Here is a 16,119-nt window from a genome sequence, read left to right as displayed (position 1 = left end):
ATTAATATTAATTTTTTTTAAATGATTAAATTTTACTATGAAAAAAATGATAATTAATTTTCAACAAAATAAAGAGTTTCGAATAGCTTATTTAAATAATAATATTTTATATAATTTAGAATTAAATAATTTAACTTGTATTAAAAAAAAATTAAATATATATCAAGGAAAAATTATTAATATCATACCTAGTATAGAAGCTGTTTTTGTGGATTATGGGGAAAAAAAATATGGATTTCTTCCATTTAAAGAAATTGCTGATTATTATTTTTTAAAAAATCAAAATTATTTAGATATATCAAATGTAAAAAATATGCTTCAAAAAAATCAAAGAGTAATTGTACAAATTATTCGTGAAGAAAATAAAAAAAAAGGTGTGAAATTAACTACTTTTATTCAATTATCAGGGATTTATTTAATATTAAAGTTAAGTAATAAAAAAAATATTTTTATATCAAAAAAAATTCAAGGAAAAGATAGAAAAACAATTAAAGATAATCTTTTAACATTTGATATACCCAATAATGTCAGTTTAATTGTTCGTACTTCTAGTTTAGGAAAAGATATCAAAAAGATTAAATATGATTTTGCATTATTATTAAATTGCTTAAATGAAATTTTTAAAATTTCTAAATATTCTCTATATCCTGGAATAATCTTTTATAAAAATAAAATTATTATGAGAATATTTGAAGATTATTTATATAATGATATTGATCAAATTATTATTGATAATATAGAGATATTTAATATGATTCATTTTTATACATTTTTTTTTAAAAAAATTGATATTTATAAAAAAATGAGATTGTATTCTAATACTATTCCAATTTTTAAATATTATAATATTGATAATCAAATTAATTTATTATCTAAAAGAGAAATTAGATTACCTTCGGGAGGATCTTTAATTCTAGATTTTACAGAAGCATGTACAATTATTGATGTAAATTCGTCACGTTCATATGTAGGTAAAAATATTGAAGATACAGCTTTTAAAATTAATTTAGAAGCAGTTATTGAGGTTGTTCGTCAGTTAAGATTAAGAGATATTGGTGGATTAATTTTAATCGATTTAATTAATATGAAAGTTATGAAAAATTGTAGAATGATTGAAAAAATATTAAAAACAAATCTTTTAGAAGATCGAGCTCGTATTCAAGTAGGACGTATTTCTAATTTTGGAATATTAGAATTATCGCGCGAAAAGCTCAATACACATTCTGATAAAAAATATAATTATATTTGTCCTCCATTGGTCAGATTTAAATAATTTAAAAATAAATTTTAATAATATTTATACGATTTTTAAATGAGCTTGAAAACAATTCATATTTTTCATATTTTTTAATATTGAAAGAATTTCATTCTTTTGAAGTTTTAATGTATTTAAAAGATTAATTAATTCATCAAGATGGTTATAGGATTTTAAAAAAAAATATTTTTTATGATTGTTTTTATTATAAATAATATAATGCTGATTCTTTTTAATAAAAATTGATATATTATTATTTTCTATGATACATTCATTGATATGAATAATATTATTCATCATGATTAAACCATCTTTTTTATTAAAAATAATTTGATATTTTTTTTTAAAGATTGGTATATCTATATTTTGAATTTTAGATAGCATGTAATTTTTTTTGATATGATCAAGTGGTAATTTTAATTCAATGGTTTTATTATTAATAGGAATTGCTACATTAGGATAATAATTATTGATTGCGCTACTGATTTTTTGAATTAAATTAAAATTTTCTGAAAAAATTTGTAAATTGATTTTTTCGTGATTCCTATGATGATTATTTAAAGATTTTTTTATTAATGCTCCAAAAGGAATAATTCCATTACATTTAAATGTATCTTGTTTTGTAGAAAAATTTTTCATATGATTTTTAGTAGATATTTTTCCTTGAGCAATAGCATAAATTTTATTATTTGTTCCTTTTAAGGGAGTATTTAATAATATTCCATTTTTTAAATTATTAGAATTTCCTATTGATGAAACCATAACATTAATTTTTTCTCCTTTTCTAAAAGAAGATGATAAATTTGCTGTTACAATTACTGATGCTATATTTTTTAATTTTAAATTTTTGTTGCCTATATTATTAATACCCAATTTTAATAACATATTATTTAATGCATTTGAGGTAAATATAGCTTCTGAAATGTGATCACCAGTACCGTCTAAACCAACAACTAATCCATATCCTATTAACTTATCTTCAAGATTAGTTTGTATAATAGATATATTTTTAATTTTTTCTGCATAGACATTTAAACTAATCAAAACTAAACATATTCCTAAAATTTTTTTTAACCATGACATATTTTAAACCTTTATATAATAAGCATAAGAATAATTTAATGATATTTACATTACATATTTTTTAAATCATAAATAATATTTGTTTTATCCAATTATTTTTTTGAACAGGATAATCCTGTTTATTGCAATATTTAATATGTAAATTTGAAATTAATGATGATGGAATAGAATTATGCATATCAATCATCTTGGGATTAATTATTCCAGAAAATTGAATATTTTCTGAATATTCATTACAAGAAATTTTTTTTTCTCCATATATTTTGAAATTTCCATAAGAATCAATATCAGTTATTTGTGTAGTAATGGTTGTTATAAATATATTTTTATTTAAATATTTATTTAATCTAGAAATATATTTTTTATCATTATTTTCAATAGATTTTTTAGCATGATCTTTATCGTTTTTCAGGAAATTTTTTTGTATGTTAATGTTTATTTTTTGATTATTTTGTTTTATAAAATGATAAGATGTTTGGTTTTTAGATTGAAAAGATTCCTGAATTAAAACAGTAATAGTATCTCCAATTTTATATTTATGATTGTCTTGAAATAAATCATTAGTTTCATCATTATTGATATTAGTATAAATTGTAGAGTAACTGTATTTTTTTTCTAAGGATATATTTTTTATAAAATTTTTTTTGATTGGTTCTTTTATACATGATGCGCATCCATTTAATATAAATAACATCATAATTATAAAATAGTATTTTTTTTGAAATAAAAAACATTTTTTCATTAATATTTTACCTGAAATATATTAAATTCTCATAATTAAAATTATGCATATAGTATAATATCATATTTATTTTAAGAATATATTAATGTTTTTATATTTAACTTGTTTATTTCTTTAAAAATATCATTTTAAATTTTAAAAAATTTTATTATTTGATTAAATTTTAATAATTCATGTATAAATTACTTAAATATGTTTAAAAATATTCAAGATTATGCAATAAATATTTAGATTTTAGAAATATTGTTATATAATATATTTAAATTAATTAAATAAACAATAATATTTTAAATATGAGTTGATCAATTTAAAATATTAATTTGAATATTATTAAAATTATGAATCTTTTAAAGTCTTTAATTAATATTAGTATGATTACGTTTTTATCTCGTATTTTAAGTTTTTTACGAGATTTTATTATTGCATATACATTCGGGGTATCTATAGCAACTGATTCTTTCTTTATTGCTTTTAAAGTTCCAAATTTATTAAGACGTATTTTTGCGGAAGGTGCTTTTTTACAGGTAATTATTCCAATTTTTGTAAAATATAAAAAAAAAGAAAATATCAATTTAACTAGACAATTTTTTTCTTATATTTTAGGATTCATGATTTTAATATTATCTTGTGTAATTTTTTTAGGGTTTTTTTTTGCTCCTTATATCGTTTTAATTGTTGCACCGGGATTTTTTAAAAAACCAGAAGAATTTATATTAGCTACAAAATTATTACGAATTACTTTTCCTTATGTTTTTTTTATTTCATTAGCTTCTTTAACTACCGCTATACTTAATATTTGGGGATATTTTTTAATACCAGTTTTTTCTCCTATTTTATTAAATATAAGTATGATATCTTTTATTTTAATTTTTACAAAATATTTTCAAATTCCTATATTATCTCTAGCATGGTCAGTAATTATAGGAGGTTGTTTACAGTTTTTATATCAGTTTTTATATTTAAAAAAAATTAATATGTTAGTTAGGCCAAGAATTAACCTTCATATTCCGGAAATATCAAGTTTAGTTAGTAAGATTGGAATTGGTGTATTAGGAGTATCAGCAAATCATGTTTCTTTGTTTATTAATGGTATTTTAGCATCACTATTTATTTCAGGCTCAGTATCGTGGATGTATTATGCCGATAGACTTATTGAATTACCTGTAGGTATATTAGGTATATCACTTGGAACAATTTTGCTATCATGTTTAACTAAAAGCTTTGCTAATAATGCAGAGGTTGCATTTTCTAAATTACTTGATTGGGGTTTACGTGTCGGTTTATTAATTAGTTTACCTAGTTCGATTATATTATATATTTTATCACATCCAATTATTGCTGTTTTATTTCAATACGGAAAATTTACACAATTTGATACTATCATGACAGAAAAATCATTGATAGGATATGCAATTGGATTGATTGCATTAATTTTAGTAAAAATTTTGTCTCCTGCTTTTTATGCTAGACAAGATACTATTACTCCAATGATTATTTCTATTATTACAATCATTATTACTCAATCTATAAATGTAGTGTTATTATCTACTTCTCTGGGTTATTTTGGATTATCCATCTCAATTAGTATATCAGCATGGTTAAATTCTGCATTACTATATTGGTATTTATATAAAAACAAAATTTTCTTTCCTCAACCTGGTTGGTGTTCTTTTATTAGTAAAATAATTATTGCATCATTTGCAATGTCAATTTTTTTAATTTTTATTTTACATATTATAACATCTTGGGATGTTGGAATTATTATATACAGATTATTTCGTTTATTATTTGTTTTATTTTGTGCTATTTTGATATATTTTACTACTTTATTTCTATTAGGTGTTCGTTTAAGTCATTTTTATTTTAAAGTTAAAATATAAATACAATTTTTTTTGATTTTATTAATTGGATAATCATGTTATTAAGTATAAATTATTTATAAAATATTATATTACATAATAGTATTTATAATTTATATTTGATTGGTTTTTATCAAGATTAAATAGAAGAGGAAAGCATGAAGGGATGAATAAATGAATGAAAGAAATCGAAATATATTTATAGAATTTTAATTCAAATTTTATTTTCTTTGTAATTATTTAAATTAAATCATGTTGTACATGTTAAATGAAATTTAAAATTTATATTTTATAAGAGTACAAAATATTTTATTAAAAAAAATAATATATTAACTGGATTATAATAAAATTCTGTTTTTAAATATTTTTAAAAAAAATTGGAGGAGGAGGGATTCGAACTCTCGGATGAATATTATTCATCGGCGGTTTTCAAGACCGCTGCCTTAAACCACTCGGCCACTCCTCCATTTTTTTAGTAAATATAAATTCTTGATATTTATTCTTAAAATAAATTTATAATAATATAGGTTTTCATGAATGTAAAGATTTATTCAAAAAATTTTTCATATTATAATAAATATCATATGTAAAATATTATAAAATATATTGGACAATGTATATAAAAAAGCTTATAATTAAATTTTATAAAAAAATTTTCGGCGCGTTGACAGATTGGTGATGTAGCGGACTGCAAATCCGTATAATCTGGTTCGATTCCAGAACGCGCCTATTTTACCCGGATGGTGAAATTGGTAAACACAAGGGACTTAAAATCCCTCGGCTTAACGGCTTTGCGGGTTCGATTCCCGCTCTGGGTACCACAGTTTTATTTTAATATTCCTTGGTGTACATTAAAATGTCTATATTTTGCTATAATTTTATAATGATTAAAAACACTTAAAAATTCTTTCTTGCAAGATATATGAGAATGAACCACCATTCTTAACTCACCATTTTTTTTTAAATATTTTTTTGAATTTTGAATAATTTTTTTAATTACATTAAAATTATTTTTTATATCTGAATGAGTAGAAGGATTAGATATAATTAAATTAAATTTTTCTTGTATATCAGAATATATATTACTTAAAATAATTTTAGCTTTTACGTGATTTTTCCGTAAGTTAATTTTGCTACATAAAATTGCAGTACTATTATTATCAATTAATGTTATTTTAGTTCTATCAGAAATTTTATTTAATGCAATAGATAAAATTCCAGAACCACATCCAATATCTAATATTTTTCCTTGAAGATTTGTATCAAATGTTGAAATCAATAATATACTTCCATTATCTATTCTTTTATAATCAAATACTCCTGGTAGAGTATAAATAATTAAATTATTCCAAATATATTTTTTAAAATATTTTTTGAATATAAAAATAGAATTTTGAATTATTTTTCCATAATATAAAGCATATCTATTTTTATAATATATTTTTTTTATATCTACCCAATGTTTTAAAAAATTTTTGACACAATTCACACCGCTTCTTGTTTTTCCTATGATAAATATTTCAGTATCTTTTTTTAAAACGGATAAAAAATAAATTATTTGAAATTGAGATTCTAATTTATTTTTTCTCCAAAAAAATATTAGAATATTACAATCTAAAACAAAATTTTTTCTTGGAATGATTCTGAAACAAATATTATTTTTTTTTAAAATTTTTAATAACATAGGGTGATAATCTTGTTGTACATGTATTCTAATGTTAGTTAGTTTAAAATATAAGAAAAAATCTTTTGAAATATTTCCAGAAAATAGTATATTTTGATTTTTGAAATTTTTTAAATATTTCATAACTATTATGTTTGCGTTATGTACATTCAAGTGTATTATGCTCCATCTAAAATGACTAATTTTATATTATAAATATATTAAATCATTCTTTTATATTTTCAAAAGCTTATAATATTATTATTTAAAATATCATGTTAAAATCATTTTATTATTTTAGAAATATAATTACATGTTAAAAAATAATTTTATTGAGTTAAAAGGCAGTGTTTTTACATTATTAGTATTATATATTAAAAATAAATCAGTTTCTTCTGTTCAAAATGCTATTTTAGAAAAAATCATGGAAGCACCCCAATTTTTTAAAAATGCACCTATTGTAATCAATGTATCTAGTTTATCAAATACTGTAAATTGGAATGATATGCAAAAATCTATTATATCTACAGGATTACATATTATTGGTGTAAGTGGATGTATAGATAAAATTTTAAAATGTAAAATAATAAAATCTGGTATTCCAATTTTATTAGAAGGAAAAAATGAAGTATATTGTAAACAAAAAAATCAAAAAAATAATAAATTCATTAATAAAAAAAAATTTAATACAAAAATTATTAATACTCCTGTTAGATCTGGACAAAAAATTTATGTAAATCAATCGAATTTAATTGTTACAAATCATGTTAATCCTGGCGCAGAATTAATTGCTGATGGAGATATACATATTTACGGTATGATGCGAGGTCGAGTATTGGCTGGTGTAAATGGAGATAAAACTCGTAATATTTTTTGTACGCAGTTATTTGCTGAATTAATTTCAATTTCTGGAGAATATTTATTGATTGATCAAATACCATTGGATTTATTAGGAAAATCAGTACATATTTTTTTAAAAAATAATATTTTATTAATTTATCCATTGACGTAAATAATATTAACATTTATAAAAGGTAATAAGCACATGACTCGTATTATTGTGGTTACTTCGGGTAAGGGGGGAGTTGGTAAAACTACCTCTAGTGCAGCAATTGCAACTGGTTTTGCTCAAAAGGGAAATAAAACAATAGTTATTGATTTTGATATTGGATTAAGAAATTTAGATTTAGTTATGGGATGCGAGAGAAGAGTAGTATATGATTTAATCAATGTTATTCAAGGAGATGCTACAATTCATCAAGCGATTATAAAAGATAAATACACAGAAAATTTATTTATCTTACCTGCATCTCAAACAAGAAATAAAGATTCTTTAACGAAAGAAGGAATTAAAAAAATTTTTAAACAATTGTTAGATATGAATTTTGAATTTATTATTTGCGATTCTCCAGCCGGAATTGAAACAGGTGCAATATTAGCAATTTATTTTGCAGATGAGGCTATTATTACTACAAATCCTGAAGTTTCTTCTGTACGTGATTCTGATCGAATTTTAGGAATTATATCATCAGAATCTAAACGATCTAAAAATAATGAATTTCCTATTAAAGAATATTTATTGTTAACTCGTTATAACCCAGTTCGAGTAAATAAAGGAGATATGTTAAGTATGCAAGATGTATTAGATGTATTAAGAATTCCTCTTATTGGAGTAATTCCCGAAGATTCTTCAGTATTAAAAGCATCTAATCAAGGTGAATCGATTATTTTAGACTCGAATTCTCTAGCAGGAAAAGCATACATTGATACAGTTGATCGATTGTTAGGAAAAAAATGTGCTTTTAGATTCCTTGAAGAAGAAAAAAAAAGTTTTTTTCATAGATTATTTTGGAGATAATATATGACAATTTTGGATTTTTTTCTTTCTCGTAATAAAAATACAGCACATATAGCCAAAAGAAGACTCAAAATTATTATATCAGATAGAAAAAATAATAATATTCGACCTAAATATTTTCTAAAATTAAAAAAAGAAATATTTACTGTTATTTGTAAATATGTGAAAATTAACCCAAATATGATAAAAATCCAATTAAATCAAAAAAGAGAAGATTTTTCAATTTTAGAATTGAATATTATTTTACCCGAATAAAATACTGCTTAATAAATTATTAAAGGAAATAAAACATGATATATTTACTATTAGGATATATTTTATTTTATCACTCTTAATATGTGAAATTTTATTCAAAATATCTCAATGATTTTAATTTTGATATTTAACTTTTAATATTTTGTATTTTATTTTTTTAAAATATTTAAAATATTTTATGTAGGGAATCACAAATGAGTGAAAAAATTATTATTTTTGATACATCATTACGAGACGGCGAACAATCTTTACAGGCTAGTTTAAGTGTAAAAGAAAAATTACAAATTGCCATGGCTTTAGAAAGAATGAATGTTGATATTATTGAGGTGGGATTTCCTATTTCATCCCCTGGGGATTTTGAATCTGTTCGTACTATTTCAAAAAACATTAAAAATACTAGAATATGTAGTTTGGCTCGTTGTATTGATGAAGATATTGACGTGGCAGCAGACGCTATGTCAATATTAGATTTTTTTCGAATTCATATATTTTTAGGAACTTCTAATTTACATGTTCATTCTAAATTAAAAAAGAATTTTAATGAAATCATATCTATGGCGATACGCTCTATTAAACGCGCAAAACGTTATACTGACGATATTGAATTTTCATGTGAAGATGCTGGTAGAACCTCAATAGACAATCTTTGTAGAATTGTAGAACAAACCATTAAACATGGTGCAACTACAATTAATATTCCAGATACAGTAGGTTATACAATTCCTGATCAATTTGGTAAAATTATTAAATCATTATACCAGAAAGTTCCCAATATTGACAAAGCAACTATTTCTATACATTGTCACGATGATTTAGGGATGGCTGTTGGAAATTCAATTTCCGCAATTATGGCTGGAGCTAGACAAGTAGAAGGTACGATTAATGGTATTGGGGAAAGAGCAGGTAATGCAGCGTTAGAAGAAATTATAATGGCAATTCAAGCTAGAAAAGATTTATTGAATGTACATACTACTGTGAATACAACCGAAATATATCGAACGAGTAAAATTATTAGCCAAATTTGTAATACACCAATACCAGCTAATAAGGCGATTGTTGGTAGTAATGCTTTTTCACATTCTTCTGGTATACATCAAGATGGAGTATTAAAAAATAGAGAAAATTATGAAATTATATCTCCAAGAGATATAGGTCTAAAGGAAGTACAATTAAATCTTACTTCACGATCTGGACGTGCAGCAGTTAGACATCGCATGCGTGTAATGGGATATAAAGATAGTGAATATGATATTAATGAATTATATTCTTCTTTTTTAAAATTAGCAGATAAAAAGGGTCAAGTTTTTGATTATGATTTAGAGGCATTGGCTTTTATAAATAATCAACAAGAAAGTTCAGAATATTTTAAATTAAAGTATTTTCATGTTAAATCTAGTTCTACCGGATCTGCAGAAGCTTCGGTAACCCTGATTTGCGGAAAAGAAACTATTACTCAATCCGCAAAAACTGGTAATGGTCCAGTTGATGCAGTTTACCGTGCTTTAAATAAAATTTCGGAATATAAAATTATTTTACAAAAATTTCAACTTGTTGCTAAAGGAAAAGGAAAAGATGCACTAGGACAAGTAGACATTTTAGTGGAATATAATAAACGAATATTTCATGGAATTGGATTAGAAACTGATATTATTGAATCTTCTGCCAAAGCTATGGTTAATGTTTTAAATAATATTTGGAGAGCAAATCAAGTTATTTTAAAATTAAGACAAATGTAATTAATCATTTTTTATTAAAATATTTGATTTTATTTTTAGTAGAAATGTTATAATTAAATTATCTTTTTAATTTAACAATAATTTAATATGAAAAATAATTTTTGCATTGCAGTTCTGCCGGGTGACGGAATAGGTCCTGAAGTTATGCAACAAGCGTATAAGATTTTAAATATTTTAAAAGATAAGTGTTTACTCAATCTTCAATTTATGGAATATGATATTGGAGGTATTGCAATTGATAAATATGGTGTTGCATTACCACAAAAAACATTATTAGGTTGCCAAAAATCCGATGCAATTTTATTGGGTTCAATAGGTGGTCCTAAATGGCAATCATTACCAGATAAACAACAACCTGAAAGAAGTGCTTTGTTACCATTAAGAAAACATTTCAATTTATTTGTTAATATTCGTCCGTCTATATTACATCCTGAATTGAAAAACTTATCTCCTTTACATTCTCGTATAACTCGTTTTGGTTTTGAAATACTGTGTATACGTGAATTAACGAGTGGAATATATTTTGGAAACTCGGGAAATAATCTTAATCAAGAATTACAGGAGTATGCATTTGATACAGAAATATATTATAAATTTGAAATTGAGCGCATAGCTCATTTTGCTTTTAAAACTGCACAAAAGCGTAAAAAAAAAATTGTTTCTGTTGATAAAGCAAATGTATTACAAAGTTCTAAATTATGGAGAAGAACAGTAGAAGAAGTATCTAAAAATTATCCTGATGTAGAATTATCGCACTTATATATTGATAATGCAGTCATGCAAATTATAAAACATCCTAATACATTTGATATTATTTTATGTTCTAATTTATTTGGTGATATTTTATCAGATGCTTGCGGAATGTTAACAGGTTCAATTGGAATGTTAGCTTCTGCTAGTTTAAATGAAAATAATTTTGGTTTATATGAACCAGCAGGAGGATCTGCACCAGATATTCAGGATAAAAATCTTGCAAATCCAATTGCTCAAATACTTTCAATTGCTTTAATGTTACGTTATAGTATGAATTTACATGAATTATCAGATGCAATTTATTCATCAGTAAATACTGCACTAAAACAGGGATATAGAACATTTGATATTACCGATAATACAGATTATATTAGTACTGATCAAATGGGAGATATAATTTCTAAATTATTTATAAAAGAGGTATGAAGTGGGAAAAACATTATATGATAAATTATATGATAGTCATATAGTTTACAAAGACACGAATGATACATCAATTTTATATGTTGATCTTCATTTAATCCATGAAGTAACATCTCCTCAAGCTTTTCATTCATTAAAACTAAACAAACGAAGTATACGATGCCCTCAAAAAACTTTTGCAACTATGGATCATAATGTTTCCACTAAAATACAAGATATTAATAGCTTAGATAGTATGGCTAAAATTCAAATAGAAACTTTAATAAAAAATTGTAATGATTTTAATATATCGTTATATGATTTAAATCATCCAAACCAAGGTATTGTACATGTTGTCGGACCTGAACAGGGGATGACATTACCTGGTATGATAATTGTTTGTGGTGACTCTCATACTTCTACTCATGGGGCTTTTGGTTCTTTAGCATTTGGAATTGGAACATCTGAAGTGGAACATGTTTTTGCTACACAGACAATTAAACAAAAACGATTCAAAAATATGAAAATAGAGCTTGTTGGAAGTATTAATCCAATTATAAGTACTAAAGATATAATATTATTTATTATTAATAAACTGGGTGTTTCAGGTGGAACAGGATATGTTGTAGAATTTTTTGGAAATATTATTTCATCTTTCAGTATGGAAAGTCGTATGACTTTATGTAATATGGTGATTGAAATGGGAGCAAAATCTGGATTAATTGCTCCAGATGAAGTAACTTTTAATTATTTAAAAAATAAACCCCTTATAAAAAAAAATACATGGAATAATGCCGTTCAATTTTGGAAAACATTAAAATCTGATAAAAATGCCTATTTTGATAAATCTATATCTATTGATTTGAATCATTTATCCCCCCAGATTACATGGGGCACTAATCCTAGCCAGGTAGTATCAATTAATCAGCCCATTCCCCCAATTGAATCATTTTCAAATTCTATAGAACAGGAATCTGCCAAAAAATCATTATTATATATGGGATTAAAACCCGGTGTTTTTTTGAATAATGTAAAAGTTAATAAAGTATTTATTGGATCGTGTACTAATTCAAGAATAGAAGATTTAAGAATAGCAGCTAAAGTTATAAAAAATAAATATGTCCATAAAAATGTTAAAGCAATTGTTGTACCGGGTTCAAAATTAGTTAAAAAACAAGCTGAAGAAGAAGGATTGGATCAAATATTTCTTAACGCAGGTTTTGAATGGAGATTACCTGGATGTTCGATGTGTTTAGGAATGAATGATGATCAATTAAATGCGGGAGATAGATGTGCTTCAACTAGTAATAGAAATTTTGAAAATCGTCAAGGTTTAGGTGGTAGAACACATTTAGTTAGTCCTGCTATGGCAGCAGCGGCAGCAATATTCGGAAAGTTTACAGATGTTAGAGAATTATTATAATTTATAATTATATAGAGGATTTATGATGTTAACTTCATTTATTAGTCATACTGGTATTATTGCTCCTATGGATAGATCGAATGTAGATACGGATGCTATTATACCAAAACAATTTTTACAAAAAATTAACAGAACTGGGTTTTCTGAACATTTATTTCATAATTGGAGATTTTTAAATGGAAATACAAAAACTCCTGATTTAAATTTTGTATTAAATCAAAAACATTATAAATCAGCTAGTATTTTAATATCTCGCGAGAATTTTGGTTGTGGATCTTCACGAGAACATGCTGTTTGGGCTTTATTAGATTATGGTTTTAAATCAATTATTGCCCCAGATTTTGCAGATATATTTTATGATAATAGTTTTAATAATCAATTACTTTTAATTACTTTATCAAAAGTACATATTGATAGTATATTTAACATTGTTTTTAAAAATCCAGGTATACAGGCTACTATCAATTTAAAAATGAATTTTATTATATTAAAAAATCAAAAATATATTATTAAAATTAATGATTTTCATCGACATTGTTTATTAAACGGATTTGATAGTATTGACTTGACGATGAAATACGAAAGATATATTTCAAAATATGAAAAAAATATACCTGTTTTTTATCAATAAACAAATGCAATTTATTTTCAATATAACTTATTAAACTACATATAATTATTAATTTTCAATTATGTAGTTTAATACATTTTTATGATTTAAGATGTTTTTTATAAATTGGGGTATTTAAATAATTTAGTTTTATGTGTTTTATTGAAAAAAAATTTATTTTTTTTTTCCGTATTTTTGATATGGTTAGTGGAATTAAATCTTGAGAATGCGGTTCTATAATATTATAGAATTTTAAAAATGTATTTTGTATAGATTTAAAATAAATATTCCCATCTCCAATAATATTCCACTGATTTTTTAATGACGAAATTTTTTTATATGCTTCATCTATATTTAATAAAACTTCTGTTTTTTTTCCTACCCAAATATTTTTTGGATTTTTAATATATTGCCCCCAATATATATTTTTTTTTCCTGATTTGATACATATAATCACTTTTTTTAATCTTTCTTTGCGCCATGCTTGTTCTGCTAATACTATTAATGTAGATATTCCAATTACGGGGATATTATAAGGAATTGATAATCCCAGCGCAATACTACTTGCAATTCTAATACCAGTAAAATTTCCAGGACCATTAGAAAATGAAATCATTTTGATATGATTCATTTTTATATTATTTCGAATCAATAGCAATTTTAAACATGATAAAACATATTTTTCATGATTTTTTTTACATATTTTAAATTCACTATCAATTTTTTCATTTTTTAATATTGAAATGGAACAATAATTTAATGAAGTATCAATAGAAAGAATAGTTTCATACATATTTTAATTATTTAAAATTATTTGGAAGTATTATAATGAATATAACATATTTTATTTATTATAAAATATCTTAATTCATTTTATAAATATTATTTTATTAAAAATAAATATATTTAATTAGATTTATTTTTAGTGATTCGGATTAAATTAATTTGATATTTCTTAATCGAAACAATATTAAAATTTAATGGTGGAATATAAATATTTTCTCCAACTTTTGGTAGTTTTCCATAATGTGAAATTAATAATCCAGCTAAAGAAGCATATTTTTTCTTTTCATACACAAACTCTTGTATTTTAAAAAATTGACCTAGGGAATGAATATCTGTATTACCTTTTACTAACCAACTATCTTTTTCAACAATAATCTCTGGTGTTTCATCAGCATCTGGAAATTCTCCTGCAATGGCTTCTAATAAATCTAATGGAGTAATTAATCCTTGTACTACTCCAAATTCATTCATTACAATTACACAAATCCCTTTAGATTTTTTTAGAATTTTTAATAAATTAATTGGATCTAAAGTATCCAAAACAATTATTGGGGGATTTTTAGAAGCAAATTCAAAAATATTTTCTAAACCATTATCTAATGTAACTAGTAATTCTTTTGCTCTAACAATACCAATAATTTTATCTAATTCGCCTTTACATACTGGAAATAAACTATGCGGTGTATCTAATAATTTTATTCTAATTTCTGTAGTATTATTTTTTACATTAATCCATGAAATTTCATTTCTAGGTGTCATCATGCTTTGGATAGATCGTCCTGAAAATCCTAATACACCATGAATCATATATCTTTCTTCATCCTTTAAGCTTGCTAAATTTGATTCTGTTGAATGTAATTGAAAAAAACTTTTATTTTTGAATTTTTTTTTATTTTTTTTTTGATTTTTAACTTCTGCACGCATAAAATTTAAAATAGTTTCAGAAGCTCTTTGCCGAATGGGTCGATGAGATTCATGTTTAATAAAGTTATATAATGCAATTTGATTAAAAATTTCTATAAGCACGGAAAATCCAATTGAAACATATATATATTTTTTTGGAATATATAATCCTAATGATTCTGATACTAAACTTAATCCAATCATTAATAAAAAACTTAGACATAACACTATAATTGTTTGGTGTAAATTGACAAATTTTGTTAATGGTTTTGAGGCTATTAACATTATGCTTGTAGCAATAACGACCGCTAACATCATAATAAACAATTTATTTACCATACCAATTGCTGTAATTACAGAATCTAATGAAAAAATTGCATCTAAAATAACTATTTGTAAAATTATAGTCCAAAATCCAGGGTAATTTTTATTTGTTTTATTATTATTTTGATGTCCTTCAAGTTTTTCATGTAATTCAATTGTTGCTTTAAATAATAAAAATAAACCTCCTGTTAATAATATAATTTCTCTACCAGAAAAACTAATATATTTATTATTAAATATAGGATGAGTTAATGTAATCATCCAAGATATCGTGGATAATAATATTAATCTCATAATTAGTGATAGCCCTAGCCCTATTAAGCGTGCTTTATCCCTTTCATGTGGAGGTAATTTTTTTGATAAAATAGCAATAAATATTAAATTATCTATACCTAATACTATTTCTAATAAAACAAGGGTTAATAATCCAATCCAATTAGATGGGTGAAAAAATCCCATGAAAATAC

General features: G+C 23.6%; 14 protein-coding genes and 3 tRNA genes. 11 read left to right on the top strand and 6 right to left on the bottom strand.

The features are described from left to right. The first annotated feature begins 37 nt into the window (after positions 1–37). Positions 38–1,273, top strand: a complete 1,236-nt coding sequence (locus AB4W55_RS01210) for an Rne/Rng family ribonuclease (RefSeq protein WP_367672204.1) — start codon at positions 38–40, stop codon at positions 1,271–1,273. A gap of 24 nt (positions 1,274–1,297) precedes the next feature. Here the strand turns inward: AB4W55_RS01210 and AB4W55_RS01205 are convergent, their stop codons facing one another. After that, positions 1,298–2,338 carry a flagellar basal body P-ring protein FlgI gene (locus tag AB4W55_RS01205; protein ID WP_367672202.1) on the bottom strand — a complete coding sequence of 347 codons (1,041 nt, stop codon included), beginning with the start codon at positions 2,336–2,338 and terminating at the stop codon, positions 1,298–1,300. A 61-nt stretch (positions 2,339–2,399) separates the two neighbouring features. Beyond that, on the bottom strand, positions 2,400–3,080 hold the full coding sequence (locus AB4W55_RS01200) for a flagellar basal body L-ring protein FlgH (RefSeq protein WP_367672200.1): 681 nt from the start codon (positions 3,078–3,080) through the stop codon (positions 2,400–2,402). A gap of 338 nt (positions 3,081–3,418) precedes the next feature. Between AB4W55_RS01200 and murJ the strand changes: the two genes are divergently transcribed. After that, positions 3,419–4,960 (top strand): murein biosynthesis integral membrane protein MurJ, encoded by a 1,542-nt coding sequence (gene murJ, locus AB4W55_RS01195; protein WP_367672198.1) that lies wholly within the window; start codon positions 3,419–3,421, stop codon positions 4,958–4,960. A 357-nt stretch (positions 4,961–5,317) separates the two neighbouring features. Here the strand turns inward: murJ and AB4W55_RS01190 are convergent. Then, positions 5,318–5,405: transfer RNA gene (locus AB4W55_RS01190), tRNA-Ser, on the bottom strand. 192 nt (positions 5,406–5,597) lie between these two features. Between AB4W55_RS01190 and AB4W55_RS01185 the strand changes: the two genes are divergently transcribed. Continuing rightward, positions 5,598–5,668: transfer RNA gene (locus AB4W55_RS01185), tRNA-Cys, on the top strand. A 5-nt stretch (positions 5,669–5,673) separates the two neighbouring features. Next, positions 5,674–5,760 (top strand) — tRNA-Leu (locus tag AB4W55_RS01180). A gap of 5 nt (positions 5,761–5,765) precedes the next feature. Here AB4W55_RS01180 and rsmC read toward each other — a convergent pair. Continuing rightward, the gene (rsmC, locus tag AB4W55_RS01175) at positions 5,766–6,776 is read right to left on the bottom strand and encodes a 16S rRNA (guanine(1207)-N(2))-methyltransferase RsmC (RefSeq protein WP_367672196.1); all 1,011 of its coding nucleotides are present in this window, start codon (positions 6,774–6,776) and stop codon (positions 5,766–5,768) included. A 139-nt stretch (positions 6,777–6,915) separates the two neighbouring features. Between rsmC and minC the strand changes: the two genes are divergently transcribed. The 7 genes from minC to leuD all read left to right on the top strand — a co-directional run bounded on the left by minC (position 6,916) and on the right by leuD (position 13,660). Continuing rightward, positions 6,916–7,614, top strand: coding sequence for a septum site-determining protein MinC (minC, locus tag AB4W55_RS01170; protein ID WP_367672194.1), 699 nt, complete (start codon positions 6,916–6,918; stop codon positions 7,612–7,614). A gap of 33 nt (positions 7,615–7,647) precedes the next feature. Then, complete coding sequence (minD, locus tag AB4W55_RS01165; protein WP_367672193.1) at positions 7,648–8,460, top strand: septum site-determining protein MinD; 813 nt, start codon at positions 7,648–7,650, stop codon at positions 8,458–8,460. A gap of 3 nt (positions 8,461–8,463) precedes the next feature. Further along, the gene (minE, locus tag AB4W55_RS01160; protein WP_367672192.1) at positions 8,464–8,715 is read left to right on the top strand and encodes a cell division topological specificity factor MinE; all 252 of its coding nucleotides are present in this window, start codon (positions 8,464–8,466) and stop codon (positions 8,713–8,715) included. Between the two features lie 194 nt (positions 8,716–8,909). Next, positions 8,910–10,451, top strand: a complete 1,542-nt coding sequence (gene leuA / locus AB4W55_RS01155; protein WP_367672190.1) for a 2-isopropylmalate synthase — start codon at positions 8,910–8,912, stop codon at positions 10,449–10,451. Between the two features lie 87 nt (positions 10,452–10,538). Further along, positions 10,539–11,630, top strand: coding sequence for a 3-isopropylmalate dehydrogenase (leuB, locus tag AB4W55_RS01150; RefSeq protein ID WP_367672188.1), 1,092 nt, complete (start codon positions 10,539–10,541; stop codon positions 11,628–11,630). Position 11,631: 1 nt separating this feature from the next. Beyond that, positions 11,632–13,029 (top strand): 3-isopropylmalate dehydratase large subunit, encoded by a 1,398-nt coding sequence (gene leuC, locus AB4W55_RS01145; protein WP_367672186.1) that lies wholly within the window; start codon positions 11,632–11,634, stop codon positions 13,027–13,029. A 25-nt stretch (positions 13,030–13,054) separates the two neighbouring features. Further along, positions 13,055–13,660 (top strand): 3-isopropylmalate dehydratase small subunit, encoded by a 606-nt coding sequence (leuD, locus tag AB4W55_RS01140; RefSeq protein ID WP_367672184.1) that lies wholly within the window; start codon positions 13,055–13,057, stop codon positions 13,658–13,660. Positions 13,661–13,739: 79 nt separating this feature from the next. On the opposite strand, the gene tsaB is transcribed toward leuD, so the two are convergent. Together tsaB and AB4W55_RS01130 are read right to left on the bottom strand one after the other, a co-directional pair. Then, positions 13,740–14,432, bottom strand: coding sequence for a tRNA (adenosine(37)-N6)-threonylcarbamoyltransferase complex dimerization subunit type 1 TsaB (gene tsaB, locus AB4W55_RS01135; RefSeq protein ID WP_367672183.1), 693 nt, complete (start codon positions 14,430–14,432; stop codon positions 13,740–13,742). Between the two features lie 113 nt (positions 14,433–14,545). Beyond that, positions 14,546–16,111 (bottom strand): TerC family protein, encoded by a 1,566-nt coding sequence (locus AB4W55_RS01130; protein ID WP_367672181.1) that lies wholly within the window; start codon positions 16,109–16,111, stop codon positions 14,546–14,548. Between the last annotated feature and the right edge of the window lie 8 nt (positions 16,112–16,119).

Origin of the sequence: Buchnera aphidicola (Symydobius americanus), from assembly GCF_964059135.1 — a bacterium.
Lineage (GTDB): Bacteria > Pseudomonadota > Gammaproteobacteria > Enterobacterales > Enterobacteriaceae > Buchnera_L > Buchnera_L aphidicola_AJ.
The sequence above is the reverse complement of the archived record's forward strand: the minus strand, read 5'-3'. Positions and strand labels throughout refer to the sequence as shown.